Annotated in this window: 30 protein-coding genes, 1 tRNA gene and 1 other RNA gene; 19 read left to right on the top strand and 13 right to left on the bottom strand. The window is 68.5% G+C overall.

The genetic code is table 11. The features are described 5' to 3' along the window. The first annotated feature begins 46 nt into the window (after positions 1-46). Entirely contained in the window at positions 47-799 is a 753-nt protein-coding gene (locus tag ACOQOP_RS19550; RefSeq protein WP_420563489.1) for a hypothetical protein, read from the top strand. A 96-nt stretch (positions 800-895) separates the two neighbouring features. Beyond that, positions 896-1228, top strand: coding sequence for a hypothetical protein (locus tag ACOQOP_RS19545; RefSeq protein WP_420563488.1), 333 nt, complete (start codon positions 896-898; stop codon positions 1226-1228). A 38-nt stretch (positions 1229-1266) separates the two neighbouring features. Here ACOQOP_RS19545 and ACOQOP_RS19540 read toward each other — a convergent pair. Then, positions 1267-1340, bottom strand: a tRNA-Gly gene (locus ACOQOP_RS19540). A gap of 13 nt (positions 1341-1353) precedes the next feature. Next, positions 1354-2205: an ion transporter gene (locus ACOQOP_RS19535; RefSeq protein WP_420563487.1), complete on the bottom strand. Its 852-nt coding sequence runs from the start codon at positions 2203-2205 to the stop codon at positions 1354-1356. 84 nt (positions 2206-2289) lie between these two features. Between ACOQOP_RS19535 and ACOQOP_RS19530 the strand changes: the two genes are divergently transcribed. From ACOQOP_RS19530 to ACOQOP_RS19515, 4 genes are all read left to right on the top strand, one after another. Further along, complete coding sequence (locus ACOQOP_RS19530; RefSeq protein ID WP_420563486.1) at positions 2290-2514, top strand: hypothetical protein; 225 nt, start codon at positions 2290-2292, stop codon at positions 2512-2514. 159 nt (positions 2515-2673) lie between these two features. Then, positions 2674-3063, top strand: a complete 390-nt coding sequence (locus ACOQOP_RS19525; protein ID WP_420563485.1) for a c-type cytochrome — start codon at positions 2674-2676, stop codon at positions 3061-3063. A 69-nt stretch (positions 3064-3132) separates the two neighbouring features. Continuing rightward, complete coding sequence (locus ACOQOP_RS19520; RefSeq protein WP_420563484.1) at positions 3133-3732, top strand: GNAT family acetyltransferase; 600 nt, start codon at positions 3133-3135, stop codon at positions 3730-3732. Continuing rightward, positions 3729-4661 carry a carbon-nitrogen hydrolase family protein gene (locus ACOQOP_RS19515; RefSeq protein WP_420563483.1) on the top strand — a complete coding sequence of 311 codons (933 nt, stop codon included), beginning with the start codon at positions 3729-3731 and terminating at the stop codon, positions 4659-4661. Before ACOQOP_RS19520 ends, ACOQOP_RS19515 begins: the two co-directional genes overlap by 4 nt. A 628-nt stretch (positions 4662-5289) precedes the next feature. Here ACOQOP_RS19515 and ACOQOP_RS19510 read toward each other — a convergent pair. Beyond that, the gene (locus ACOQOP_RS19510) at positions 5290-5637 is read right to left on the bottom strand and encodes a hypothetical protein (protein ID WP_420563482.1); all 348 of its coding nucleotides are present in this window, start codon (positions 5635-5637) and stop codon (positions 5290-5292) included. 202 nt (positions 5638-5839) lie between these two features. Continuing rightward, positions 5840-6541 (bottom strand): J domain-containing protein, encoded by a 702-nt coding sequence (locus ACOQOP_RS19505; RefSeq protein WP_420563481.1) that lies wholly within the window; start codon positions 6539-6541, stop codon positions 5840-5842. Positions 6542-6803: 262 nt separating this feature from the next. Here ACOQOP_RS19505 and ACOQOP_RS19500 point away from each other — a divergent pair, with 262 nt between their 5' ends. Then, on the top strand, positions 6804-8507 hold the full coding sequence (locus ACOQOP_RS19500) for an acyl-CoA dehydrogenase family protein (protein ID WP_420563480.1): 1704 nt from the start codon (positions 6804-6806) through the stop codon (positions 8505-8507). A gap of 16 nt (positions 8508-8523) precedes the next feature. Here the strand turns inward: ACOQOP_RS19500 and phnE (ACOQOP_RS19495) are convergent, their stop codons facing one another. From phnE (ACOQOP_RS19495) to phnC, 4 genes are all read right to left on the bottom strand, one after another. Beyond that, complete coding sequence (gene phnE, locus ACOQOP_RS19495; protein WP_420563479.1) at positions 8524-9885, bottom strand: phosphonate ABC transporter, permease protein PhnE; 1362 nt, start codon at positions 9883-9885, stop codon at positions 8524-8526. A gap of 10 nt (positions 9886-9895) precedes the next feature. After that, entirely contained in the window at positions 9896-10753 is an 858-nt protein-coding gene (gene phnE / locus ACOQOP_RS19490) for a phosphonate ABC transporter, permease protein PhnE (RefSeq protein WP_420563478.1), read from the bottom strand. A gap of 84 nt (positions 10754-10837) precedes the next feature. Next, on the bottom strand, positions 10838-11764 hold the full coding sequence (phnD, locus tag ACOQOP_RS19485; RefSeq protein WP_420563477.1) for a phosphonate ABC transporter substrate-binding protein: 927 nt from the start codon (positions 11762-11764) through the stop codon (positions 10838-10840). Positions 11765-11858: 94 nt separating this feature from the next. Then, the gene (phnC, locus tag ACOQOP_RS19480; protein WP_420563476.1) at positions 11859-12716 is read right to left on the bottom strand and encodes a phosphonate ABC transporter ATP-binding protein; all 858 of its coding nucleotides are present in this window, start codon (positions 12714-12716) and stop codon (positions 11859-11861) included. Between the two features lie 330 nt (positions 12717-13046). Between phnC and ACOQOP_RS19475 the strand changes: the two genes are divergently transcribed. The 8 genes from ACOQOP_RS19475 (at position 13047) to ACOQOP_RS19440 (ending at position 19694) form a co-directional block, all read left to right on the top strand. Next, positions 13047-13862: a glycosyltransferase family 2 protein gene (locus tag ACOQOP_RS19475; protein ID WP_420563475.1), complete on the top strand. Its 816-nt coding sequence runs from the start codon at positions 13047-13049 to the stop codon at positions 13860-13862. Then, positions 13855-14199 (top strand): lipid-A-disaccharide synthase N-terminal domain-containing protein, encoded by a 345-nt coding sequence (locus tag ACOQOP_RS19470; protein ID WP_420563474.1) that lies wholly within the window; start codon positions 13855-13857, stop codon positions 14197-14199. Before ACOQOP_RS19475 ends, ACOQOP_RS19470 begins: the two co-directional genes overlap by 8 nt. Then, positions 14196-15128, top strand: coding sequence for an ABC transporter substrate-binding protein (locus ACOQOP_RS19465; protein WP_420563473.1), 933 nt, complete (start codon positions 14196-14198; stop codon positions 15126-15128). The genes ACOQOP_RS19470 and ACOQOP_RS19465 overlap by 4 nt, the downstream gene beginning before the upstream one ends. A 120-nt stretch (positions 15129-15248) precedes the next feature. Then, the gene (locus ACOQOP_RS19460) at positions 15249-15977 is read left to right on the top strand and encodes a hypothetical protein (protein ID WP_420563472.1); all 729 of its coding nucleotides are present in this window, start codon (positions 15249-15251) and stop codon (positions 15975-15977) included. Between the two features lie 46 nt (positions 15978-16023). Continuing rightward, positions 16024-16773 carry an SDR family oxidoreductase gene (locus ACOQOP_RS19455; RefSeq protein WP_420563471.1) on the top strand — a complete coding sequence of 250 codons (750 nt, stop codon included), beginning with the start codon at positions 16024-16026 and terminating at the stop codon, positions 16771-16773. Continuing rightward, on the top strand, positions 16763-17935 hold the full coding sequence (gene zapE, locus ACOQOP_RS19450; RefSeq protein WP_420563470.1) for a cell division protein ZapE: 1173 nt from the start codon (positions 16763-16765) through the stop codon (positions 17933-17935). The genes ACOQOP_RS19455 and zapE overlap by 11 nt, the downstream gene beginning before the upstream one ends. Before the next feature lie 166 nt (positions 17936-18101). Beyond that, positions 18102-19145 carry a hypothetical protein gene (locus ACOQOP_RS19445; RefSeq protein ID WP_420563469.1) on the top strand — a complete coding sequence of 348 codons (1044 nt, stop codon included), beginning with the start codon at positions 18102-18104 and terminating at the stop codon, positions 19143-19145. A gap of 114 nt (positions 19146-19259) precedes the next feature. Next, a complete protein-coding gene (locus ACOQOP_RS19440; protein ID WP_420563468.1) occupies positions 19260-19694 on the top strand; it encodes a hypothetical protein in 435 nt (144 codons plus the stop codon). Between the two features lie 32 nt (positions 19695-19726). On the opposite strand, the gene recR is transcribed toward ACOQOP_RS19440, so the two are convergent. The 4 genes from recR to ffs form a co-directional block, all read right to left on the bottom strand. Continuing rightward, complete coding sequence (gene recR / locus ACOQOP_RS19435; protein ID WP_420563467.1) at positions 19727-20320, bottom strand: recombination mediator RecR; 594 nt, start codon at positions 20318-20320, stop codon at positions 19727-19729. A gap of 22 nt (positions 20321-20342) precedes the next feature. Continuing rightward, positions 20343-20666: a YbaB/EbfC family nucleoid-associated protein gene (locus tag ACOQOP_RS19430; RefSeq protein WP_420563466.1), complete on the bottom strand. Its 324-nt coding sequence runs from the start codon at positions 20664-20666 to the stop codon at positions 20343-20345. A gap of 3 nt (positions 20667-20669) precedes the next feature. Beyond that, a complete protein-coding gene (locus ACOQOP_RS19425) occupies positions 20670-22604 on the bottom strand; it encodes a DNA polymerase III subunit gamma/tau (protein WP_420563465.1) in 1935 nt (644 codons plus the stop codon). Positions 22605-22692: 88 nt separating this feature from the next. Then, positions 22693-22783: signal recognition particle sRNA small type (gene ffs, locus ACOQOP_RS19420), an RNA gene on the bottom strand. Positions 22784-22941: 158 nt separating this feature from the next. Here ffs and eda point away from each other — a divergent pair. The 4 genes from eda to ACOQOP_RS19400 all read left to right on the top strand — a co-directional run bounded on the left by eda (position 22942) and on the right by ACOQOP_RS19400 (position 25761). After that, complete coding sequence (gene eda / locus ACOQOP_RS19415; protein WP_420563464.1) at positions 22942-23571, top strand: bifunctional 4-hydroxy-2-oxoglutarate aldolase/2-dehydro-3-deoxy-phosphogluconate aldolase; 630 nt, start codon at positions 22942-22944, stop codon at positions 23569-23571. A 113-nt stretch (positions 23572-23684) separates the two neighbouring features. Continuing rightward, a complete protein-coding gene (locus ACOQOP_RS19410; protein WP_420563463.1) occupies positions 23685-24212 on the top strand; it encodes a PAS domain-containing protein in 528 nt (175 codons plus the stop codon). A 224-nt stretch (positions 24213-24436) separates the two neighbouring features. Next, a complete protein-coding gene (locus tag ACOQOP_RS19405; protein WP_420563462.1) occupies positions 24437-24988 on the top strand; it encodes a GNAT family N-acetyltransferase in 552 nt (183 codons plus the stop codon). Next, a complete protein-coding gene (locus ACOQOP_RS19400; protein ID WP_420563461.1) occupies positions 24985-25761 on the top strand; it encodes a sulfite exporter TauE/SafE family protein in 777 nt (258 codons plus the stop codon). The genes ACOQOP_RS19405 and ACOQOP_RS19400 overlap by 4 nt, the downstream gene beginning before the upstream one ends. Before the next feature lie 60 nt (positions 25762-25821). Here ACOQOP_RS19400 and ACOQOP_RS19395 read toward each other — a convergent pair whose 3' ends face one another. Next, positions 25822-26025, bottom strand: a complete 204-nt coding sequence (locus ACOQOP_RS19395; RefSeq protein WP_420563460.1) for a DUF4170 domain-containing protein — start codon at positions 26023-26025, stop codon at positions 25822-25824. Between the last annotated feature and the right edge of the window lie 14 nt (positions 26026-26039).

Genomic DNA, 26039 nt, shown 5'->3' with positions numbered 1-26039 from the left:
TTCGCGAGTATCCGCGCAGATCGTACCGAGGTGCCGGGAGAAGAAGATGGCCGCCAAGCACGAGAAGATGTTTTCAATCGAACGTCGGGCCAAGAAGGCTGGAGCGGCGGGCGTGCTGAAGAGCGCCAACACCGACATTCCGCCTGTCGCCCTGGCCGAAGGCGGGGTCGAGCTGATCCTGGCCCAGATCGCCGAGCTCCGGCAGGAAGTGGCCGAGCTGCGCGGCTTCAAGGAAACCCAGATCGCCGAAGACGACGACATGAAGCGCGACGTCCGCGTCGAGATCGCGCAGATGGTGCGCAGCATCGGCCGGGCGAAGTCGCAGATCGCGGCGATCAAGAACCCGGTCGTCGGCCGCGACGAGATGGAGAAGGCCTCGCTCCAGCTCGAGGAGATCACCAAGCAGACCGAGGACGCCACCAACGAGATCATGTCGGCGGCGGACGAGGTCGAGCAGCTGCTGAAGAAGATCCATTCGCACACGGTCGAGGATCCGGATGTCGGGCCGCTGATCGACCAGGCCAGCGAGCGGCTGATCGCCATCATCGAGGCCTGCGCCTTCCAGGACCTGACCGGCCAGCGCGTCACCCAGGTGGTCAAGACCCTGCGCTACATCGAGAGCCGCGTGCTGGCGATGATCGACATCTGGGGCCTGGAGGCGTTCAAGGACGTCGACATCCCGGACGAGAACGGTGCGGAGGACGGCCACGACCCGCATGAGGAGCACGAGCTGCTCAACGGTCCGGCCCTGGGCGGCCAGGGTCTCAGCCAGGCGGATATCGACGCCCTGTTCGACTGAGCGGTCGCACCGGAGCTCCCGGCTTCCCGGTCTTTCCTTGGAAGGCCGATCGTGCGATCTGACGGAGCCATGCCGTCGGACCAGATCGGCCCTTCCATGAGGCGCTCCCCATTCCAACTGATCGCCGTCGCGGCCCTGGCCGTGGCGCTGCTGACGCTTCGCGACAGCGACACCTTTCTGCGCCCCGATTTCTGGGCCGAGGACGGTCGGGCCTTCTTCGGCGGCTGGAACGCGCTGGGCTGGGCGTCCTTGCTGGAGCCCAAGGCCGGCTACCTGCACCTGATGCCGCGCACCGTGGCGGCGGTGGCCGGGCTGCTGCCGCTCGGTTTGGTTCCGGCCCCGATCCATTACGGAAGCTGGAAGCAGGGCATCCGCGACGGCAGCTATCGCTACCCGCCGGACAAAACGGTGCCGGTGCCGCGGCGCTGAGCACGGCGAGCCGGATAGGCGGTGGCGGGGCAGGAGGCTGGAGCGGGCGACCGGGATCGAACCGGCATCATCAGCTTGGAAGGCTGAGGTTCTACCATTGAACTACGCCCGCGAGGCGGCGGACTTTAGCCGCTGTGCTTTTCAGATTCCAGCGCGGACTTCTCCTCGCGGAATTCGGCCAGTTCGGCCCGCAGAGCCTTCACTTCCGCCATGACGTCCACCAGGGTCGGCTCACCGAGATGCTGGGCGGCCTCCTTGTCATGGGCCTGGCTCTGCATGGCGTCGACGATGATGCCGATGAACAGGTTCAGCACCGCGAAGGAGGTCAACAGGATGAACGGCACGAAGAACAGCCAGGCGACCGGATAGACCTCCATCACCGGCCGCACGATGCCCATGGACCAGCTCTCCAGGGTCATGACCTGGAACAGGGTGTAGAATGACGCGCCGATGGTCCCGAACCAGTCCGGGAACGAGCCGCCGAACAGCTTGGTGGCCATCACCGCGAAGACATAGAAGAGCACGGCGAGCAGCATGACGACCGAGCCCATCCCCGGAATCGCATGGAGCAGCGCGCCCACCACCCGCCGCAGGGACGGCACCACCGAGACCAGGCGCAGCACCCGCAGGATGCGGAAGGCACGCAGCACCGAGAACCCCTGGGAAGCGGGCACCAGGGCCACCCCGACCACCGCCACGTCGAACAGGTTCCAGGGGTCGCGGAAGAACCGTACGCCGTGGGCGAAGAGCTTGAGGGCGATCTCCACGACGAAGACGCCGAGGATCAGCGTGTCGGCCAGGACCAGCAGCGGCCCCGCCGCGTCCATGGCCGTCTGGCTCGTCTCCAGGCCCAGGGTGATTGCGTTCAGCACGATCAGCACCGTGATGAACATCTGCGCCCGCCTGGAGTCCACGAAGGCGCGGACCCGTTCCCGGGCACCCGACGCGGTACCCGCCACCGACTGCGTCTCAACCATCCGATCCCCCAGCAGGTCCGCCGATCTGGCGACCACGACAGCGCTTGAGCTAACGTCGCCGGGGCTCCGGTTCAAGAGGCAAGCATGACGGATGGGCGGCCGATCAATCCGGATGTGGATTTCCAGGCGGGTTTGCTGGCCGCGAAGGTCTCCCGCCGGGTGATCTCGTTGGACGATGCGGCGGCCGAACTCGCCGACTGGCAGGCGCAGACCCTGACCGGGCGGTCGGCGGAGCAGTGGCGGGCGGTGGAGCCCCGGTCGCTGATCGTCACCCATATGATGAACCGCCTGTTGAAACGCGGCTACTGATCCGACCGGCGTCCGCGACCGTAGACTATGGTGGTTCCGACAGATCGTCGCACGGCCTGTCGCCGCTGCCGGCGCAGGGCCAGAATGCGGCCGTCTCGACGGGCCGATGCGGCCGCTGGAGCCGCCGCTTGGCACACCTAGCTGATTATGGAGAATTCTATGCGTAGAACCTTCCTGGCAGTCGGCCTCGCCCTTGCGGCCGGCTCTTTCGCCTTGTCCCCCGCCGCCTTCGCCCAGGAAGGCGATGCCGCCGAAGGCAAGAAGGTGTTCCGCAAGTGCCAGGCCTGCCACACGGTGCAGGAAGGCAAGCACCGCCAGGGCCCCTCGCTCTACGGCGTCATCGGCCGCAAGGCGGGCACCGCGGATGGATTCAACCGGTATTCCGATGCCATGAAGGCCCATGACGTGGTCTGGGATGCGGACAGCCTGAACACCTACCTGGAGAACCCGAAGGAAGCCGTGCCCGGCAACAAGATGATCTTCGTCGGCCTGAAGGACGCCCAGGAGCGTGCCGACATCATCGCCTACCTGAAGCAGGCCTCCGAATAGGCGGACACCCCGCCGGTTGACCCGCTGCAGCGTCGCCGCTATTGCGGCAGGCGCTGCAGAGGGAATGCCATGGCCGCGAGCGACCTGCGTCTGGAGACCATGACCGGCCGCGCCGAGATCGCACCGGCGATCGACGCGCTGGCGCAGCTGCGGATCCGGGTGTTCCTGGACTGGCCCTATCTCTATGACGGGTCCGTCGACTACGAGACCCGGTATCTGTCGGCCTTCGCCGCCTCCGACGGCGCGATCCTGGTCGCCGCCTATGACGGGGACGCCATGGTCGGCGCCTCCACCGGCCTGCCCATGGCCCACGAGCATGCGGACTTCTCCGCCCCGCTCGCCCAGGCGGGCTATGACCCGGACCGGGTCTTCTACTGCGCGGAATCGGTCCTGCTGCCGGAATCCCGCGGCCGCGGCGCCTATCGTGCGTTCTTTGAGCGGCGCGAGGCCCACGCCCGCGCCCTCGGCTTTGCCACCGCCGTGTTCTGCGGCGTGCTGCGGCCCGACAACCATCCGGCCCGGCCCGACGGCTACGCCCCGCTCGACCCGATCTGGCGCCGGTTCGGCTATCAGCCCCTCGACGGGGCGGTCGCGCGGTATAGTTGGACCGATGTCGGCGACAGCGAGGAGACCGCCAAACCCATGCAGTATTGGATCAAAGCGCTGTGAGCATCGCCCGTCCCACCCTGCGGGTCGCCGCCGCCCAGTTCCCGGTCGGGCGCCCCGCGAGCCTGGACGCCTGGGCCGACGGGATCACGCGCTGGGTCGCCGAGGCGGCCGAGGCCGGCGCCGAGCTGCTGGTGTTTCCGGAATACGGCGCGCTCGAGCTCGCCTCGACCTTCGGGCCGGAGACCGAGGCGGACCTGCCCGGACAGATCCGCGCCGTCGGCGGGCTGATCGACCAGGTCGATGCGCTGCATGCGGAACTCGCCCGGCGCCACGGCGTGCATATCCTGGCCGCGAGCCTGCCGGTGCTGGCCGCCGACCTGGGCGGGCAGCCGGTCAATCGCGCCCGGCTGATCGGCCCCCAGGGCGGCATCGGCATCCAGGACAAGCGGATCATGACCCCCTGGGAGCGGGAGATCTGGGGCATCACCGGCAATTCCGCCGCCCGGGTGTTCGACACCGAGATCGGCCGGATCGGCGTCGCCATCTGCTATGACGGGGAGTTCCCGCTGATCGTGCGGGCCATGGTCGCCGCCGGGGCCGAGCTGATCCTGATCCCGAGCGCCACCGAAACGATCGCCGGCGCCGCCCGGGTGCGCACCGCCGGCCTCGCCCGGGCGCTGGAGAACCAGGTGCCCGTGGTGACCAGCCCGACGGTGGGCGAGGCGCCCTGGTCCCCGGCCCTGGACAGCAATCATGGGTCCGCCGGGATCTTCGTGCCCGCGGATATCGGCCTGCCACCCTCCGGCATCCTGGCCGAGGGCGTGTTCGACCAGCCGGGCTGGGTCCATGCCACGATCGACTTCGCCCCGGTGGTCGCCGTGCGCGAAAGCGGCGGCGTACGCGGCCGGCGCGACTGGCTCGAACAGGTGGGTGCGGCGGAAGCGGACGCCGCGGCGGCGGTCGGCGTGGAGATCATCCGGGTGGCGTAGGTCTGCGCTGTTTCACCACCTCCCAACGCCTCTGCCCGGACCTGTTCCGGGCCGAGCCCGTCCGACGCTTCCCACCCTCACCCCTGGGGACGAAACGGCCCAACCGCTCGCCCCGGAATAAATCCGGGGAGTGATCGGAGGAGGAAGCGTTGAGCACAGACGACCGACACACCCCCAACGCCTCTGCCCGGACCTGTTCCGGGCCGAGCCCGTCCGACGCTTCCCACCATCACCCCAGGGGACGAAGCGACCCCACCGCTCGCCCCGGAATGAATCCGGGGAGTGAGAGAAGGAGGAAGCGTTGAGCGCAGACGACCGCTACACCCCCCAACGCCACTGCCCGGACCTGTTCCGGGCCGAGCCCGTCCGACGCTTCCCGGCATCACACCTGGGGACGAAGCGGCCCAACCGCTCGCCCCGGAATGAATCCGGAGAGTGAGCGGAGGAGGATGCGTTGAGCGCAGACGACGGCCACCCCTCAACGCCTCTGCCCGGACCTGTTCCGGGCCAAGCTCCTCCGACGCTTCCCACCATCACCCGCCGGGCACGAAGCGGCCCAACCGCTCGCCCCGGAATGAATCCGGGGAGTGAAGAAGGGTGGGGGGGGGGAAGCGGAAGAGCTACCCCCTCAGGCGTAGCTCTTCTGGCTGATGAGCACGCTCATGACCGGCACCATCTGCCGCATGGCGTGGCCGATCAGGTCAGCCTTCTCGCGGTCCAGCCCCTCGACCTGAAGGTCGATCAGCAGTTCGTCGCGGCGGCGGCCGCTGAGGTCGCTGTGCCAGCGCGAGGGGATCAGGCCGCGCTTGGCGAACAGCTCCAGCACCCGGGACATGACCTGGGGGTCGGCCTCGGCGGTGATGGAGAAGCAGGCCACGACGGGCTCGACCGCGGCATTGGCGGCGGAGACGGTGGCGGAAAAGGCGGTGGCGGTGTTGGACGAGCCCGCGTTGGGACTCAGGTGCTCGGCGAGCATGAGAAATCTCCACAGATCGGTTCCTGGCGAAGAGCGCTGCCCCGGCCCTCGACGAGGACCGGGCGGCTAATTCGCCGACCGATGAGGCCCACCGTGACGGCGGCCTGCATGTGGAGATCGTTGGTCATGGGCACGACGCTACGGAGCCCGGAGACCGCTGTCAAGCGCGCGAAATATTATTACAATCGTATGCTCACCCTTCCTATTGGGTGAGCTTATCAAGTGCCTGATTGAGCTGACTCATCCGGTCGTGGTCCCCAAAGGCGCTGTCCGGGTGGTAGATCATCGCCATGCGGCGCCAGCGGCGACGGATCGTGCCGGCATCGGGCACGGCGGTCGGCGGGAAGCCCAGCGCGAACAGGGCCTCCCCCCGGGTCTGCACCCCGTTCGGCAGCACCGGCATGGCCAGATCGGCGATCAGGCCGCGCAGGGTCGTGTTCTCGTCCGACATCTCGTCGCGAGCCCGCTCGACGGCCGCCTCCGCCTTGCGGTCGGCCTCGGTGACCACCGCGAGCTGGGACTCGCCCTTGGCCATGGACAGGGCCAGGGCCAGGGCGCGCCTCAGATCCGCGTGGTCATGGCCGGCGGGAAGCCGCATCTGCAAACGCGGTTTCCGCTTCAGCACCCTGCCCCGCGAGGCACCGGACTGCAGGGCGATCCGCTCCCGATCGCCCGGCCCCGGCTCCCCTGGATCGACGGTTCGCGCCAGTATGTCGCGGGGGACCAGCAGCAGCACCGCCCTGGCGAGATCCGAGGGGCTGGCCTGGCGCTGGTCGGCGAGCCGCAGGACCGCGTCGCGGAAGGACGAGGCGCAGGGCACGACGTAGGCCGCCCCGGCCGCACCGGAACCCTTTGATTTTCCGCGTATATTCGCGTCCGGCGCAGTAGTGTCGGCAGTATCCACGCTTGCTCCATATCGTAGGGATGCGGGAGAAACACACAGGATCTAGAGGTGCAGGCGCGATCATATCCGCCGTTCGCGCGCCCCGCAACCACGAACGGGGTTTCAATCTGCGAGTCCGTTTCGCATCCATATCAAATTGTAAACAATAGGTTAACGGAAACGGTTAACGCCGTGCCTGAATGGAAGGGGTCTGGACCTCCAACCCCGACTGCACCATGGTGTGGAACCCTCCGGAAACGCTTGAGAATTGGGAGATCCCGGGATGAACGGCGCCGCCGTCGATACCTTAACCACCGAAACCACGGATACAGATACATTTACGCTCGCCCGCGAGGCGGTGGAGGCGGCTGAGACCGTGCTTTCGACCGCCCGGCGGCGGGTTTCCGACATCGTGGTGGTCAACGGCCGGATCGACGGCGCGAAACTGGAGGCGGAACAGACCGCGGCCCATGGCCTCGCCTGGCTCGCAACCACCGTGGAAGCCTTGAAACGGCTGGTTTCCTGGGCCGACGACCTGGCCGCGCAGGGCCGCGCCGGGGAGACCGAGCGACTGATCCTGGGCGTGGCGGCCGGCGAGTATCTGGGCCAGATCCGCGGCGGCATCCCCATGGCGCAGACGGAGATGCTCCGGCCCAATGATCTGGGGCTTGAAGAGGAAGATCTGGTACCGCTTACAAGTGCTTCGTGCCAGAAGTTGATGCGGTATGGTAACGGTCAGCCCGCCCGGGTGGCGCTGGCCGCCCGGCTGGCCGAGGCGATGGAGGCCGGCGACCCGGATGCCTTTGGCCATCACGGGTTGGACGAGACTCTGGCCATGGTGCGCGAACAGTTCCGCCGTTTCGGTGCCGACCGGGTGGAGCCCCATGCCCACCAATGGCACCTGGAGGACCGGCTGATCCCGATCGACGTGGTCGAGGCCATGGCCGAGCTCGGCACCTTCGGGCTCACCGTGCCCGAGGAATATGGCGGGCTCGGCATGGGCAAGGAGGCCATGGTCGTGGTCTCCGAGACCCTCAGCCGGGCCTATATCGGCGTCGGTTCGCTCGGCACCCGCTCGGAGATCGCCGCCGAACTGATCCGCCTGGGCGGCACCGAGGAGCAGCGCGCCCACTGGCTGCCGCGGATCGCCTCGGGCGTGATCCTGCCCACCGCCGTCTTCACCGAACCGAACACCGGATCCGACCTCGCCCACCTGCGCACCCGCGCCGAGAAGGCGGGGGACGTGTGGCGGGTGAGCGGCAACAAGACCTGGATCACCCATGCGGCGCGCACCGATCTGATGACGTTGCTGGTCCGCACCAACCCGGACGAGGCCGGCTACCGCGGGTTGAGCATGCTGCTGGCGGAGAAGCCGCGCGGCACCGAGGAGAACCCCTTCCCCGCCGCCGGGATGAGCGGCGGCGAGATCGAGGTGCTGGGCTATCGCGGCATGAAGGAATACGAGATCGGCTTCGACGGCTTCGAGGTGCCCGTCGGCAGCCTGCTCGGCTCCGAGGAGGGCCAGGGCTTCAAGCAGCTCATGGCGACCTTCGAGAGCGCGCGCATCCAGACCGCCGCCCGCGCCCTGGGCGTGGCCCAGGCGGCGATGGAACTGGGGCTTCGTTACGCAGGCGAAAGGGTCCAGTTTTCCAAGAAACTTCAAGCCTTTCCGCGCGTCGCCAACAAGCTGGCCCGGATGGCGGCGGAGATCGCGGCGGCCCGTGCGCTCACCCTCCACGCAGCCCGCGAGAAGGACAGCGACCGCCGTTGCGACATCGAAGCGGGCATGGCCAAGCTGCTCGCCGCCCGGGTCGCCTGGGCCTGCGCCGACGACGCCCTGCAGATCCATGGCGGCAACGGCTACGCACTGGAGTATCCGATCAGCCGGGTCCTGTGCGACGCCCGGATCCTGAACATCTTCGAGGGAGCCGCCGAGATCCAGGCCGGCGTGATCGCGCGGGGGTTGTTAAACCCGGGGCGGAACTGAGCGGTCGGACGGCCCCTCAGTCGCGGCCGACACCGGTCAGCTTGCGGCGCAGCCAGCCGGAGGTCATGTCCATGGCGACGACCACCATCAGGGTCAGCACGATAATGTAGGCGGTGTTCTCCCAGTCCTTCCCGGTGCGCAACGTCTCGACCAGCTTCAGGCCGATGCCGCCGGCCCCGAGAGCGCCGATCACGGTGGCCGAGCGGGTGTTGGATTCCAGGTAGTACAGGGACTGGGAAATGAAGACCGGCAGGATCTGCGGGATCACCCCGAAGCGGTAACGGGTGAGCGCCCCGGCGCCGGTCGACTGCATGCCCTCGACCTGCTTGTTGTCGATGTTCTCGATCGCCTCGGAGAACAGCTTGCCCAGCGTGCCGGTATCGGTCAGGGCGATCGCCATGACGCCGGTGAGCGGGCCGAGGCCGAAGGCGCGGATGAAGATCAGCGACCAGATCAGCATGTCGACGCCGCGCACGAAGTCGAAGAAGCGGCGGATGACGAAGCGGCTGAGCGGCTCCGGGTTGACGTTTGCGGCGGCCATGAAGGCGAGCGGCAGGCCGACCGCGGCGGCGACCACGGTGCCCAGGAAGGCCATGATCACGGTCTCCAGCAGCGCCTTGAAGACGTCGCCGTGCTGCCAACCCTCGTTGCCCCAGAACTCGTCGAAGATGAAGGCGGCGTTGGACATCTCCGGCTCGATCCGCTCGTCGGACCAGGCAAGCGACCACAACTCTCCGGCCGACAGTCCGTTCAGCGGCGAGCGGAAGTCGAACCAGAAATCCTCCCAGCCCCAGAAATAGCGGAACACCAGGATCCGGCCGGAGGTCACCTGGGCGCGCTGGAACAGGCTCGGCTTGATGTCGACCTTGCGCGGGTTCAGCTCGATCCAGGGCGGCGTGTCGCCCTGCCAGGTCAGGGTATCGCCGCCGGCGGTCACCACGAACGGGCGCTGCAGGCCCGGCCCGGTGACGGTCAGGGTCTCGCCCTCCAGAATGAAGAGGTAGCCCCCGCCCATCTCGATATCGACCCGGCCCTCGTATCCGCTCGCCCCGCTGACGGCCACCCAGTCTGGCAGGGAGGCCGGGTCGTAGGTGGCGGTACGCTCGCCCTCCACGGCGACCTCGAACAGGTCGCGGCGCAGGTTCTTCTCCACATGCACCTTGTAGGCCACGCTGTCGAGGCCGAGCAGGATGCCCCGGTCGAGCCGGGACTTGGCAATCAGCTCCGGCACGCCGAAGGCGAAGAAGGCGTAGGTCAGATAGGCCAGGACCAGGACCACGAGCCCGACCGGCCACAGGAACTGGCGACGGTGGGTGCGCAGAATGTCGCTGTAGGTGGCGTCGAGACGGCCGGCCTCATCGGCGGTGATGGCGCTCATGGCGATCTCCTCAGCGCGCGCCGGCGAACATGCCGCCGACCAGGCGCCGGCGCACATGGCCGGAGATCTGGTCGATCACCATGATCGTCAGAAACAGCAGCACGAACAGGGCGGCGATGTCGGCGCCGTTGGCCCAGCTGATCGCCTTGCGCAGCTCGGTGCCGATGCCGCCGGCGCCGACGAAGCCGAGGATCGCCGAGGCGCGGATATTGATCTCGAAGCGCAGCAGCATGTAGCTGGTGTAGTTCGGCAGCACCTGGGGCAGCACGGCCCAGCGCATCCGCTGGGTCCAGCTCGCCCCGGCCGCCGTCATGCCCTCCAGCGGGCCGCGGTCGATGTTCTCGTTCACCTCGGAGAACAGCTTGCCCAGCGCACCGGCGGTGTGGAAGGCGACGGCGATGATCGCCGGCACCGGCGAGGAGCCCAGCATGAAGATCAGGAACAGCGCCAGGATCAGCTCGGGGAAGGCGCGGGTGATGTCCATGATCCGGCGCGCCACCGGGACGAGCGGCGGCCACACGCCGAGGCCCCGGGTCGCGGCGAAGGACAGGAACACGGCGAAGACGGTGCCGAAGATGGTCGCGACCGCGGCCATGTTGATGGTCTCGAGCAGGGCCGGCAGATAGACCCAGAGACGCTCGAACCAGTCGGTGCCGGCCTCGGCAGTCTCCGAGACGATGTTGCTCGGATAGTCGAAGAACTTTTCCAGTCCCTGGATGAAGCCCCCGGAATTCATCTCCTCCGCGCCGATGAAGCCCAGCACCACCAGCAGGGCGAAGATCGCGGCCCCCAGGCCGGTATACAGACGCCGGCGCCGCTCCAGGAAGGAGGCGTGGGCCTGCAGCTGATCGACGGTGGTCATGGCCATGGGCGGGCTCGCGCGGACGGGAGGGCGGAATGCGGAACGCCGCGCGACCCGGTCGGGGCCGCGCGGCGCTTGGGTCGGGCAGGATTACTTGCCGATCTTCGACTGGCGGGCGGCGATGATCACCTCGTATTCCTCGTGGGTGATCGGGGCCAGGCCCTTCACCTCACCGGCCATCACGCCGTAGGCGCATTCCGGATCCATGGATTCCAGGCTGCCCATCAGGCCGGTCATCAGCAGCTTCACCTTCTCCGGCAGCGCCTTGCGCAGCACGATCGGGCCTTCCGGAATGACCTTGGAGCGCCAGATCTCGACCAGCTGGGTCATGTCGACCAGGCCGGCATCGGCGGCCTTGCGCAGCGCGCCGGAATTGTAGCCCTCTTCCCAGGCGCCGATGCCGTCGGCCCAGGTGACGCCGGCCTCGATGTCGCCGTTATAGACCGCGACGATGGTCTGCTCGTGGCCGCCGGTGAAGACGACGTCGCCGAAATACTCACCCGGGGTCATCGGGAACCCGGCCGCCGGGATCTCGATCGACGGGATCAGGTAGCCGGAGGTGGAGTTCGGATCACCGAAGCCGAACTTCTTGCCCTTCATGTCCTCCAGGCTCTTGATGCCGCTGTCGGCGCGGGCGAAGCCGATGGAGTGGTAGCCGTAGGAGCCGTCCACGTTGATCTTCACGAGCACCGGCTCGACCGCCTCGGGATCCTCGAGATACACGGCCGCGTAGCCGGACGCGCCGAGCCAGGCCATGTCCAGGTTGCCGCCGAGCAGCCCCTCGATCACGCCGTTGTAGTCGGCCGGGGCGAACAGCTTGGTTTCGACGCCCAGCAGCTTCTCGGTGCGCTCGCGCAGGCACTCGTTGGAGCGCAGACGGTCGGAGGCGTTCTCGCCGCCGAGCAGGCCGATGCGGAATTCGCTGATGCCCAGATCGGCCGCGGAGACCGGCGCGGTGCCGGCGAACGCGACCAGGGCGGTGACGGCGGCCGCGGCCGCGGTGCGCATAAAGGTCATTGGTCTTCCCCTCACTTAGGTGTGAACCGTTCGGCAGGTATGAGCCGTTTGGTATTGGCGTCGCCGGGTCCGGTGACCGGTACGGTCGGCGGCGTCACCCCCCGGCGGAGGCGACGGCGCTTCCGACCGCCCGCAGGCGCGGGCCGTCGGAATCCTGGGAGCCCGTGTCGTCCGGGCGGTCGGTGATGCTGGTGGAGGTGGCGGCCTCGTCGAACTCGGCGCCGGCGCCGTAGATCTCGCGGGCGGCGTCGGTCGTCAGCTCGGCCGGGGTGCCGTCGAACACCACCTTGCCGGCGCGCATGCCGACGATGCGGTCGCAATAGGTCCGGGCGGTGTCCAGGGTGTGCAGGTTGCAGACCACGGTCATGCCTTCCTGGCGGTTGATGTCGCGCAGCGCGTCCATCACCAGCTTCGCGTTCATCGGGTCGAGCGAGGCGATCGGCTCGTCGGCCAGGATGATCTTCGGGTTCTGCATCAGCGCCCGGGCGATAGCCACGCGCTGCTGCTGGCCGCCGGACAGGGTGCCGGCCTGCTGCAGCGCCGTCTCCACGATGCCGAGCCGCTCCAGCGCCATCAGCGCCGCATGGCGCTCGGCATCCGTGAACAGCTTGAACACGCTTTTCAGCAGCCCCATCGAATTGGCGCGGCCCAGCATGACGTTGGTCAGCACGTCGAGGCGCGGGATGAGGTTGAACTGCTGGAAGATCATGGCGCAGTCGGCGCGCCAGTCGAGCAGGGCCTTGCCCTTCAGGCCGCTGATGTCGCGCGGACCGAAGCGGATCGAGCCCTCGCTCGGATCGATCAGCCGGTTGGTGAGCCGCAGCAGGGTCGATTTGCCTGCCCCCGAACGGCCGATGATGCCGAGCATCGTGCCGGGATCGACGGAGATGTTGACGGTATCAACGGCGGCGTTGGCGCCGAAGCGCTTGGAAACGTTCTGGTAGATCAACATGAGGGGCGAGCGGGCCTTCGAGCGTTGCGATGAGCGTTCGTGCGGTCCGTCCGACCAACCCGCCGGCCCCACCGCGCCAAGTCGCCGGCGCGCCCGGCTGTACCGGTCGGGCTCCGCGACTTCCCAGCATGACCGGCGCCGACGATCGGCTCCGTTGGACGCCCATATAGCCCGCGGTCGATGACGCTTTGTTTGCAGTTGGGTTGCGTTTTGGAGACGCGCAGGGAACCGGAACCCGCTCTGTGGCGTAGTACCTGCGTGATCTTCCTTGAAACACGGTCCCTTGCGGGGCTATCAGGGCGCCGACGTCAAAATTGAAAGACCACGCCCGTGCCGGAGATATCCACCGCGCCGGCCGAGACCCCGCATACCGCGTCCGCGAGCAACCCGCTCCTGTCGGTGGTCGTCCCGGTCCTGAACGAGGAGGCCAATGTGGGCCCGTTGATCGCCGAGATCCGCGGGGCGCTCTCCTCCGTGTGCGCGTTCGAGATCGTGTTCGTCGATGACGGCTCGACCGATTCCACCGGCGCGACGCTGGCGGCCCTGCGGAACGAGGTGCCGGAGCTGCGGGTCCTGACCCATTCCCGGCGCTCGGGGCAGAGTGCGGGCCTGCGCAGCGGCATCACCGCGGCACGCGGCCGTCTGGTCGCGACCCTGGACGGCGACGGCCAGAACGACCCGGCGGACATCCCGGCCCTGCTCAAGGCCTGGCAGGAGGACAGCGGCAGCTCGCCACTGATGGTGACCGGCCACCGAGTGAACCGGCGCGACACCTGGGCCAAGCGCCGGGCGTCGCGCATCGCCAACGGACTGCGCCGCGCCATGCTGGGCGACGACAACCCGGATACCGGCTGCTCGCTCAAGCTGTTCGAGCGGGCGCTGTTCCTGCGGTTCCCCTATTTCGATCACATGCACCGGTTCATGCCGGCGCTGGCGAAGCGGGAGGGAGCCCGGGTGACGGTCGTGCCGGTCAACCACCGGGCCCGACATGCCGGCACCTCGAAGTACCGGATCTTCGACCGGCTCGCCGTGGGCATCCCCGACCTGCTGGGCATGGTATGGCTGATGCGGCGAGCGCCGGCGGACATTACCGTATTCGAGGCCGGCGGCGGCGCCCAGGTTAGCGACGGAGCGACCCATGTTTGACGTCCTCGTCCAGAAACTCGTCGGCGCCTTCACCGGCATGTCGACGGAGGAGATCGTGATGGTCTGCGTCGGCTTCGGCGGCCAGGCCATGTTCACGATGCGGTTCCTGATCCAGTGGCTGAAGAGCGAGATCAGCCGCAAGAGCGTGATCCCGATCGCCTTCTGGTACTTCTCGCTCGCCGGCGGCTCGACGCTGTTCGTCTACGCCCTGTGGCGCCAGGACCCGGTCTTCATCCTCGGACAGGGGACCGGCCTGTTCATCTATGCCCGCAACCTCTGGCTCATCCACCGAGAGCGCCGCGAGTCCGAAGCCGCGGCGCGAGAAGCGACCCAGTGACCGGCCCCCGGATCGTCTCGCTGCTGCCCAGCGCGACCGAGGTCGTCGCCGCCCTCGGCATGACCGACCACCTCGTGGGACGCAGCCACGAGTGCGACTTCCCGGCCGAGGTCGCCGAGATCCCGGTGATGACCCGCCCGCGGATCAACCCGGCCAAGCCGTCGCGCACCCTGCACAAGCAGATCTCCATGCTGATCACCAAGGCGCTGGCGGTCTTCGAGGTCGATGCCGAGGCGCTGCGGGCGGCGAAGCCCGACATCATCCTGACCCAGCATCAGTGCGAGGCCTGCGCGGTCTCCGAGGCCGACCTGAACGCGGCCCTGGCGGAATGGACGGGGGCGAAGCCGGTGGTCGTCTCCGTGGCACCCGAGACCCTGGAGCAGGTCTGGCAGAGCTTCGCCACCCTGGCCGACGCCTTCGACCTGCGCTGGGCCGGCAACGAGCTGGCGGAACGGGCGCGGGAGCGGGTCGAGATCATCGCCATGCGCGGGGCCGCCCTCGACCCGAAGCCGACCATCGCCTGCGTCGAATGGATCGACCCGCCGATGATCGCCGGCAACTGGATACCGGAACTGGTCACCGCGGCCGGCGGCGTGCCGGTCATGGCGAAGAAGGGTCAGCATTCGGCGTTCACCACGCTGGCCAAGCTCGCCAAGTCCGATGCCGACGGGCTGATCTTCATGCCCTGCGGCTTCGACCTCGCCCGTACCCTTGAGGAGGCGGCCCCCTTCGTCGCCCGCCCGACCATGGCCTCCATGCGCGCGGTCAAGGAGGGCAGGCTCTGGGCGGTGGACGGCAACGCCTATTTCAACCGGCCCGGCCCGCGACTGGTCACCTCGCTGGAGATCCTGGCCGAGATCCTCAATCCGGGCGCCTTCAACTTCTCGCGCGAAGGCTCCGCCTGGGCCAGGATCGGCGCACCGGAATAACCGGCACCGGCGTCGGTCTGTGCTCCCATCGGGACGGGACTGTCGCCGGATTGCCTTCATTTCGCCCTCTGGCTATGGTCGCGTCACGGTCCGAAATCACCTGACCGTGAGGAACTCTTCATGCGACTTCCCCTAGCCGCCCTGCTCGCCGCCTCCCTGCTCGCCGCCGCCCCTGTCGCTGTGCAGGCGCAGGACGCCGGCCCGATCACCCGTCAGGGTGCCGCCGACGATGAGGTAGTGCTGATGCTGGAGGTGGAGGACTGGGTCGAGACCAGCAGCGCCACCGTGCGGATCTCCGCCGATCTCGCCGTCGAATCGGGCACCTTCGGAGCGGCCCGCGACGAGCTGGTCTCCACCCTGCAGGGCTTCGGCATCGACACCACCTGGCGCATCGTCCAGTTCAGCAAGCAGGCCGACGACGCCGGCTTCGAACGCTGGAGCGTGATGGCCGAGGCCCGGGTGCCGGAAGCGGCCCTCTCAGACCTCTCGGCCAAGGCCAAGGGCGCCACCAAGCCGGGCCGCTCGCTGACCGTCGCCTCGATCGACTACTCGCCGACCATGGCCGAGCGCGAGGCCGTCACCGACACCCTGCGCACCCGTGTCTATGAGCGGGTCGGCAAGGAGCTCTCCGCCCTGAACGCGGCCTTCGCCGACCGCGGCTTCCGGGTGCGCATGATCGACTTCACCCAATCCTTCCGGCCGATGCCGATGGCCAAGGCGGAGATGCAGATGATGCGCTCCGACATGGCCCAGGCGGCACCTGGCGGTGGCGGCGGTCTGGCCGGCGCCGAGAAGGCCACCATCACCGCGCGGGTCCACCTGGCCGCCACCGCGCCGGTCGCTCAATAAGCCCGCCGATCTCGGACGGGCCCAACAGAAAACGGGGGAAATCGCGATGTCCGATAAGGTCCTGATCGTCACCGGAGGCTCGCGCGGCATCGGTGCCGCCACCTGCCGCCTTGCCGCCGCCCAGGGCTGGGACATTGCGATCAACTACGCCGCCAACGAGGCCGCCGCCGAGGCGGTGGCCAAGCAGGTCAGGGATGCCGGCCGCCGGGCCATCACCGTCAAGGGCGACATGGCCGAGGAGGCCGACATCCTGGCCCTGTTCGAGAAGACCGAGACCGAACTCGGGCCGATCGGCGGCGTGGTCGCCAATGCCGGCATCACCGGCAAGATCACCCGGGTCGAGGACATGAGCACGGCGGCGATGCAGGAGGTGATCAACCTCAACGTCATCGGCATGATGATCACCAACCGCGAGGCGGTCCGCCGCCTGTCGACCAAGCGCGGCGGCAAGGGCGGTCCGATCGTGAACCTGTCCTCCATCGCGCCGCGCGTCGGCTCACCCAACGAATTCGTCCACTACGCCGCCTCCAAGGGTGCGGTGGATGCCTGGACCCTCGGCCTGGCGCGCGAGGTCGCCGGTGAAGGTGTCCGGGTGAACGCCGTCGCGCCGGGCATGATCGACACCGACATCCACGCCACCGCCGGCGCGCCGGACCGGGCGTCTCGCCTCGGCGCCCTGGTGCCGATCGGCCGGGCCGGCACCGCCGAGGAGGTCGCGGAAGCCGTCGTCTGGCTGCTGTCCGACCATGCCGCCTATTGCGTCGGAACCGTGCTGGAAGTGAATGGTGGCCGCTGACGCCGCGCAGAAACTGATCGTCGACGTCTCCGCGGCGCCGGACGGCCGGCCGCTGGAGAGGTATGCCGCCCTTCTGAAGGCCGGCGCGCTCAACCCGGACAAGGACCAGGAGGACGCCGCCCGGCGGCTCGACACGCTGGCCGAGGCGGTCGCCGGCTGGCGGGCGAAGTCGCCGAAGGGCGGCGGGCTGGTCCGCCGTTTCCTGGGCGGCTGGGATTCCGGCAAGGAAGAGGTGCCGCGCGGCGTCTATCTCTACGGGCCGGTGGGACGCGGAAAGTCCATGCTGATGGACCTGTTCTTCGGCGCCGCCGAGGTGGAGCGCAAGCGCCGCGTCCATTTCCACGAGTTCATGCAGGAGGCGCACAGCCTCATCCACCACATCCGCCAGCGCGGCATCGGCGGCGAGATGCCCTTCGCCCGCGCCGCCCAGGAGATCGCCCGCGACGCCCACCTCCTCTGCTTCGACGAGATGGAGGTGCGCGACATCGCCGACGCCATGATCCTGTCGCGGCTGTTCACCGCCCTGTTCGAGCGCGGCGTCATCGTCGTCGCCACCTCGAACCGGCATCCGGACGAGCTCTACAAGAACGGCCTGCAGCGCGAGCGTTTCCTGCCCTTCATCGAGCTGCTGAAGGCCCGGCTGGACATCGTCGACCTGGGCGAGGGTACCGACTACCGGCTCGACCGGCTGGTCGGCGAGAAGGTCTATGTCACCCCGGCCGATGGCGAGGCCAAGAAGACGCTCGACCACCTGTTCGCGGAGATGACCGGCGGCGCCACCCCGGAGCCGGACGTGGTGATCGTCCACGGACGGGAGATGCCGGTGGAGACGGCGGCCAAGGGGGTCGCCCGCTTCACGTTCGAGGACCTGTGCGCCAGGCCGCTCGGCCCGGCCGACTTCCTGGCCCTGGCGAAGAAATATCGCGCAGTTGTGATCGACGGCATTCCGACGATGACCGACGCGATTCGCGATCAGGCCCGTCGGTTCATGATGCTGATCGACGCGCTCTACGAACGGCACACCACCCTGGTCTGCTCGGCGGCGGACGAGCCGGAGGCGCTCTATGCCGGCTCTGACTGGGGGTTTGAGTTCGATCGTACGATCTCGCGGCTCATGGAGATGCGGTCGGAAGACTACGTCTCAAAACCCCATAGACCCTGAGGACTCCGCCTCACGCGCGAATTAATCCTCGCCCTCACGCGAATTGGGCGAGACGCATTGTCTTTTTACGAAATTTCAATAAAACACTTCTAATATTGCGATGAACGACCAGGGGAGTCGTCCGTAACTCAAGACGTTTGCGGGCGATGGGGAGAGTGAGATTGCAATGCCCGATGCGACCGGCATGATTCAAGAGATACCGGAATACGACAGGGATTCGATCCACACCCTGCCGCTCGCCATCGTGCCCATCAAGACCGCCGCCCTGCGCAACGCCCGTCTGATCCGGAACGTGCGGCTGGAAACCCGGGTCGAGCTGTTCCGCGAGAAGGGCATGGGCTCGGGCCAGATCGCCGTGGAGGAGGTTCCCGACTTCTTCCCCGACCAGGGCGAACTGAAGGACGATATCCTTCTGCTGCGCCGGCTGAGCCAACTGCCGGCCTTCGATCCCTATACCCTGCGCATCGGCCTGCGCCAGGCCGGCGTGGACATCCTCAGCCTCGACGCCTTCCAGCTCTCCTCCGCCAAGAAGCGGGAACTGATGCCGTTGATGCAGAACATCACCCACCCCCTGATGCAGCATCTCTACGGCGACGGCGATGCCGACGCGACCAACGATCTGGAGACCCTGATCGAACGGGTCGCCCATCCGAATACCGCCCAGGTCCGCAAGCGCATCGACAGCATGGCCCGGGGTCTCGGCATCGGCGTCGAGCAGCTCCCCGACATGCTGGAGAGCTATGGCGACACCTACCTCGCCCTGTCCTACTACCGCAGCTACTTCCTGTACTGCCTGCCGGCGGTGAACCGGTTGCTGACCTGGATCGGCGACGTGAAGGATTCCGGCAACCTGCGCCACGACCAGTCGATGCAGAAGGCGATCGCCCGGGTGGAGGAGATCCTGACCTTCGTGACCAACTCGGTGACTCGCCGGTTCAATGGTTTCGACCGCGAAACGGTCGTGCGCTGGGACCAGGTGACGGTGGAGACCTTCAACGCCGTGCGCGGCGCCATCTCCCGGCACCAGCGCAGCCTCGCCGAGGTGCTCTGCGGGCTCACGGTGAAGGTCTACGAGTGGGAGCAGAAGTTCCCGAGCGGCGGCGGCAGCCCGGACAAGCGCGCCGATTTCGTCGCCGCCGAGATCAAGCCGGGCCTCGACCGGCTCTGGGCCATGGAGCGCCGGGCGCCGAAATTCGCCAGCGCCGCCTGACGATTTCCCGCCGACCCGGCCGACGGAATCGCAGCACCACCACGTTCAGTCCGATATGCAGTCTCCCCTGGCGGGCCGACCGACGGCGCGCGAGGGCGCAACCCGGACATCGCCATGCACAGGCCCCTCGCCGCACTCCTCGCGCTTGCCGTCCTCGTCCTGCCGATGGCCGCCCAGGCCGACGGCCGTCATGACCGCCACCGGTCGCTCTACGGAAGTCGATACGACGACTATCCCGGCCGCGACTGCTGGATCGAGCGCGAGAGGCGGGGTCACCGGGTCTACGAGGTGGTCCGATGCCGCCATCGCGGCTACGGGCCGCCGGGCTGGGCCGCGGCCCCGCGCTACGTCGTCCCGCCCCAGCCGCCGCAGGTCGTCGTGGTGCCCTCGGCCCCTCCTGCGGGTCCGGTCTACGGCGAGCCGTACCAGGATCGCAGTGGCCGGTACTGCCGCGAGTATCAGACGACCGGGAGGATCGGCGGCCGGCAGGAACGGCTCTACGGCACCGCCTGCCTGATGCCGGACGGAAGCTGGCAGCTCGACCGGTAGGAAGGTTCAGACGCCCGGATCAGACGCCCTGATCAGACGCTCTGGCGCGCCTTCAGGGCCTGGGTAAGCGTGCCGTCGTCGAGATAGTCCAGCTCGCCCCCGACCGGCACCCCATGGGCCAGGCGGGAGACGGCCACGTGGCATCCCGCCAGCCGGTCGGCGATGTAATGGGCCGTGGTCTGGCCGTCCACCGTGGCGTTCATCGCCAGGATCACCTCATGCACCTCCGCCTCGGAGGCCCGGGCGATCAGGCTGTCGATATTGAGATCCTCGGGACCGACCCCGTCCAGGGCCGAGAGCACGCCGCCGATGACGTGGTAGCGCCCCTTGAAGGCCGCCGCCCGCTCCAGGGCCCAGACGTCGCCCACATCCTCCACCACGCAGATCAGCCCCGGGTCCCGGCGCACGTCCTGGCAGATGGCGCAGGGATCGGTGGTGTCGAAATTGCCGCAGGTCCGGCAGGTCCGGATCGAGCGGGCCGCCGCCGCCAGCGCCTCGGCAAGGGGCAGCATCAGCGCCTCGCGCCGCTGCATCAGGTGCAGGACCGCCCGCCGCGCCGACCGCGGCCCGAGGCCGGGCAGCTTCGCCAGGAGATGCATCACACGATCGAGATCGCCAGCGGCCATGGGTGCGTGTCCGATCCGCCGTTCAGAACGGCAGTTTGAAGCCGGGGGGAAGCGGCAAGCCGCCGGTGAGTTCCTTCATCTGCTCGGCCTGCAGGGTCTCCGCCTTGCCGCGCGCGTCGTTCAGGGCGGCGACCAGCAGATCCTCCAGCACTTCGGTCTCGTTGGCGTCCATCAGCGCCGGATCGATCTTCACCTTCCGGGCCGAGCCCTTGGCCGTCATGGTGACCGAGACCATGCCGCCGCCGGCGGTGCCCTCGATCTCGGTCTGCTCCATCCGCTCCTGCATCTCCTGCATGCGGGTCTGCATTTCCTGGGCCTGCTTCATCATCTGGCCGAGATTCTTCATCGCTCACGCCTCGTTTGCTTGACCCGCCCGAAGCGGATCAGGGGACATGTCAGTCTGCAGGTCTGCCGCCTCCGGTTCGGGAGCGGCAAGTTCGATCACCGTGTCTATCTCAGCGCCGGGGAACAGTTCCAGCACCTTGGCGACCACGGGGTGGGCGGCGAGTTCGGCCTGGATGGCCGCCTTCTGCGCCGCCTTCTGTTCGCGCAGGGTCGGCCCGCCTTCCTCGTCCGAGATCTCGACGATCCAGTCGCGCCCGGTCCAGCGCTGCAGATGGCCGGCGAGCAATCCGATCAGCCGGAAGTCAACGCCCTTCTGCGGCCGCAGTTCCAATCGGCCCGGCTCGACGGCCACCGGATGCACCTTGTTCGTCAGGGTCGCCCCCAGGATCGCCTCGCCCCGCCGGAAGGCCAACTCGGCCACCCCGGCGAAGTCGGTCGGCACCGGGTCGAAAGCGTCGTCGGGATCGCCGGCCAGCCCCTCGTCGTCGTCAGGGGGCGGACCGGCGGTGACGAAATCCGGCACGCCATCCCCGGCGAAGCCCGCCGTTCCTGGATCGGAGCCGTCGAACTCCGCCATCCCGTAATCGGTCGACACATAGTCGGGAACGGGATCGGGAGCCGGAGCGGCGAGGGCCGGTGGCGGTGCCGCGGCGGCCGGGACCACCGGTGCAGAGGCAATGGGCGCGGAAGCGACGGGCCCGGAGGCCGCCGGTGCTGGTGCGCTCGCAGCCGCCCCGCCCGCCGGCAGCGGCGTGCCGTCGGTCAGCATCCGCACGAGATCGGCCGGGTCCGGCATGTCGGCGCTGTGGGCGACCCGGATCAGCACCATCTCCGCGGCGGCGATCGGCACCGGGGCGGTCTGCACCTCGCCCAGGCCCTTGGCCAGCATCTGCCAGGTCCGGGTCAGGGACGGGACCGCCAGGGTCTCGGCCAGGGCCTTGCCCCGGTCCCGTTCGGCCTCGCCCAGGTCGTTGGCGCCGGCCGCCTGGGGTGCGGCCTTCATCCGGGTGATGGCGTGGGTCAGTTCCATCAGGTCCTGGATCACCACGACCGGATCAGCACCGCCGTCATACAGCTCGGACAGCACGGTCAGCCCATCGGCGATCCGGCCGGCCATCACCGCCTCGAACAGGTCGTAGATCCGCACCCGGTCGACCAGGCCCAGCATGTCGCGCACGCCCTCGACCGTGACCGGCCCGGAGGCGAGCGCGATGGCCTGGTCCAGGATCGACAGCCCGTCGCGGGCGGAGCCGTCGGCGGCGCGGGCCACCAGCCGCAGGGCTTCCGGCTCGGCCTCCACCTTCTCGTCGCGGCAGACCCGCTCGAACAGCTCGACCAGCAGGCTGATGTCGATGCGCCGCAGGTCGAAGCGCTGGCAGCGCGACAGGACGGTGATCGGGACCTTGCGGATCTCGGTGGTGGCGAAGATGAACTTGGCGTGTTCCGGCGGCTCCTCCAGCGTCTTCAACAGCGCGTTGAAGGCGTTCTTGGAGAGCATGTGCACTTCGTCGACGATGTAGACCTTGTAGCGGCCGGCCACCGGGCGATAGCGCACGTTCTCGATCAGCTCGCGGACGTCGTCGACGCCGGTATGGGAGGCGGCGTCCATCTCCAGCACGTCCACATGCCGGTCCTCGGCGATGGCGCGGCAGTTGTCGCACACCCCGCAGGGCTTCATGGTCGGCCCACCCTGGCCGTCCGGACCGATGCAGTTCAGCCCCTTGGCGATGATCCGGGCGGTGGTCGTCTTGCCCACGCCGCGCACGCCGGTCAGCACAAAGGCGTGGTGCACCCGGTTCTGCTCGAAGGCGTTGCGCAGGGTGCGCACGAGCGCGTCCTGGCCCTTCAGGTCGTCGAAGGTCTGGGGGCGGTATTTCCGCGCCAGCACCCGGTATTCGCTGGGGGCGGAGTCCTGAGCGGGGGGCGGGGCGTCGTTCATGGCGCGATCATAGGGCGGCGTCCCGGCACATGAAAGAACGCGATCCCCGAAAAGCGACGCCCCAACGCGAAGGAGGAGGGAGAGAGGTGGAAGACTGGCAGCGACCCGGACCGAAACTCGTTACGGCTGCTTCCTTCCGGACCTGACCGGGTTGGCGAGGAGCCCGTCCGCGCCAGCCTTCCGACCCTCATATAGGGCGTCGCCGGGGGGTGACGCAAGGATGGCGTCCGCCCGCCCGATCTTCAGGGCCGATCTTCTCGGCCGGGCGCCTTGAGTCGCGTCGACGCCGTCCCTATCGTTGCGGGGGAGACGGACGACAGAAGCCGAGAGAGCGACCATGACACTCGCCTTGCGCGATATCCTGACCCGGGGTCCCGTGATCCCCGTGGTGACCATAGACGACGCGGGCGCCGGCCCCGACCTGGCCCGCGCGCTCCTGGCGGGCGGGATCTCGGTCATCGAGGTGACCATGCGCACCTCTGCCGCGCTGGACGCCGTGCGGGCGATCCGTGCCGAGGTACCGCAGATGGTCGCGGGGGTCGGCACCCTGCTCGATCCCGAGCGGATCGCCGAGGTCCTGGCCACCGGTGCCCAGTTCGCCGTGTCTCCGGGCCTGGACCTGGCCCTGGTCGAGGCCTGCCGGGAGGCGGGGCTTCCCCTGCTGCCGGGCATCCAGACCGTCTCCGAGGCGATGGCCGCCCGGCGGGCCGGGCTCGATACCCTGAAGTTCTTCCCGGCCAAGACGGCCGGCGGACCGGCCGCCCTGCAGCAGATCCAGCCGGTCCTGCCGGACCTGCGCTTCTGCCCGACCGGCGGGATCGGGCTGTCGGATGCCGGGGACTACCTGGCGCTCGCCAATGTGCTCTGCGTCGGCGGCAGCTTTCCCGCCCCGACCGACGCCATCCGGAGCCGGAACTGGGAGGCCATACGGAACAAGGCGGCACAGGCGCAGGCCCTCGGCGGCTAGGCCCGGTGGCGCCCGGCCGTCGGTCCTGTCGCAGTCGCGCCTCTCGGCGTACCATAGGCGCAGGCCCTGTGCCCCAACCCCCTAAACCGCTGCACAAGCGTTAGGCGTGGACGATGAAGGTTGACGACGATCCGGTCCTGGCATCCGCCCTCGCGTTCTGGGCGGAAAACCGGCCTGTGGACGGGCTGCCGACCCGCAGGGAGATCGATCCGCTCCGCATCCCGCCCCACCTCTTTCCCTACCTGATTCTCGCCGAAGTGGTGACTCCCCAGGGCCGGGTCCGGTACCGGGTGGTCGGCGACGAGATGGTGCATCGCTGGGGGACCAACTTCGCCGGGCGTCGGTCCGACGAGATCTTCTCCGGCGACTACCGCGCCTATCTGGAAGGCGCCTTCGCCCAGGCGATCGAGCAGTGGCAGCCAGTGTTCACCGCCAGCCGCTTCCGCTGGGATGTCGGCGGATTCCTGTGGACCCGCCGCCTGATGATGCCGATCGGCGCCACCCATCAGGGGCCGGTGACCCAGGTTCTGGTGGTGCAGACCTGGCCGAACAGCCTCGAAGATCGCCGCACCGACCCGATGGTGATCGTGCCCGGCACCGCCCCGGTGGAGAACGCCCGGCCGGTGCTGGTGAAGACGTGACGAAACTGCAACGCGCGCTCAGCGCAATGCTGGCCCGGCGAAAATGCTGTGGCACCCCACCCGCGATTGCTGTATTGGCAAAAGTCTCACATGGGAACAGACCGATGAACGACCGGCATACACGATTGGAGCGACGACGACAGGTGCTTCCCAGCATCTGAACGCCCCCGTGCCGGCCGACCGGAACGGGGTTTCGACGCCCCTCTCCGGATCAGGTCATCGCCATGTTTCATATCCGTGCCGAAGTTTCCGCCGACATCTCCGCCGTCGAGCATCTGAACGATCTCGGATTCGGCACCGACCGCAAGGGCCGCACCGTCTGGCGCCTGCGCCAGGGTCCGGTGGCCGACGGTCTGGCCTTCATCGCCGACGATCCCATGGACGGAAGGGTGCTGGGCACGATCCGCTTCTGGCAGGTCGATGTGGGCAAGGACGTCTCTGCCGTGCTGCTCGGCCCGCTCGCGGTCTGCCCGACCATGCAGGGTCAGGGCATCGGCCGGGCGCTGGTCTCCCACGGGCTGCAAGCGGCGCGCGACGGCGGCTGGGACATCTGCCTCGTCTCCGGCGAGCCGTCCTACTACACCCCCTTCGGCTTCGAGGCCGCACCGCCCTACGGCTTCGAGATGCCGGGTCCGCTGAAGGCCGGCTGGCTGCAGGTCCGCGACCTGCGGGTCGGCGCGCTGGACGACCTGCCGCGCCGGGCCAAGCGGCCGATCCGGCCCTGGAGGTTGGTTCGAGGAGCCGGTGACGTGACCGCGCTCCGGGCCGCCGGGTGACCGGGCTTAGCGCCGGATTCCAGGACGTCGTCTTTCTGGGCTGGGACGCGCCGATCTGGGCGGCGGTCGTCGCCGCCTGCATCGTCGCCGGCGTGGTGCGAGGCTTCACCGGCTTCGGCTTTCCGCTGATCGTCGTTACCTCGACCAGCCTGGTGATCGCGCCGGTCGAGATCGTGCCGATCGCCCTGCTGCTCGACATCCTGGCCGGGGTGCGGATGCTCCCCTCGGTCCGCCAGGATGTGGACCGTCGCGGGGTATCCTTCCTGGTCCTGGGTGCCCTGCCGGCGATCCCGCTGGGTGCCTGGCTGCTCTCCTCCCTCGACGCCGAGACCATGCGGCTCGCCATCGGCGTGATGGTGCTGATCGCCGTCCTGATCATCGCCCGGGGCTTTCAGATGGTACGGCCTCCCGGGCGGCCGCTGCTGACCGGGACAGGCATGGCGGCCGGGTTTCTGTCCGGCACCATGGGCATGCCCGGCCCGCCGGTCATCCTGCTGTATCTTTCCTCGCCGCTGCCGGTGGCGACCCTGCGGGCGACCTCCATCGCCTTCTTCCTGTTCAGCGACCTCGCGGCCCTGGCAGCGATGCTCTGGTTCGACATCATCACCGAGACGGTGTTCTGGCGCGCCCTGGTCCTGGCCCCGATCGTGGAGGTGGCGGTGTTGGGCGGTCGGCACCTCTACGGCATCGCCGACCCGACCCATGTGAAGCGCGCCGCCCTGGTACTGCTGACCGTGCTGGCCGTGGTGGCGATCGCCAAGAGCCTGCTGTAGCGAAGCCCGCCTCCCCGGAGCGGATCCGGGAAGGCGGGAACATGATCGGACAGGGAGGCTCTATGCCGCCCGTGCGCCCTCCTGGACGATGGTGAAGCGGGCGAGGCAGACGCTGCGGGTCTCCACGGCGACCTCCTCCCAGGCCCGGTGGGCCTCCTCGCGGCAGAGATAGGGCCCAAGGATCCGCTCGGTGCCCTCCACCACCCGGTCGAAGGCGGTGCTGGCGTATTCGCCGCCGATCACCCAGAAGCGATTGTTCGACATGACGTATCCTCCCT

The organism is Thalassobaculum sp., from assembly GCF_965223715.1.
Classification (GTDB): Bacteria; Pseudomonadota; Alphaproteobacteria; order Thalassobaculales; family Thalassobaculaceae; genus Thalassobaculum.
The sequence above is the reverse complement of the archived record's forward strand: the minus strand, read 5'-3'. Positions and strand labels throughout refer to the sequence as shown.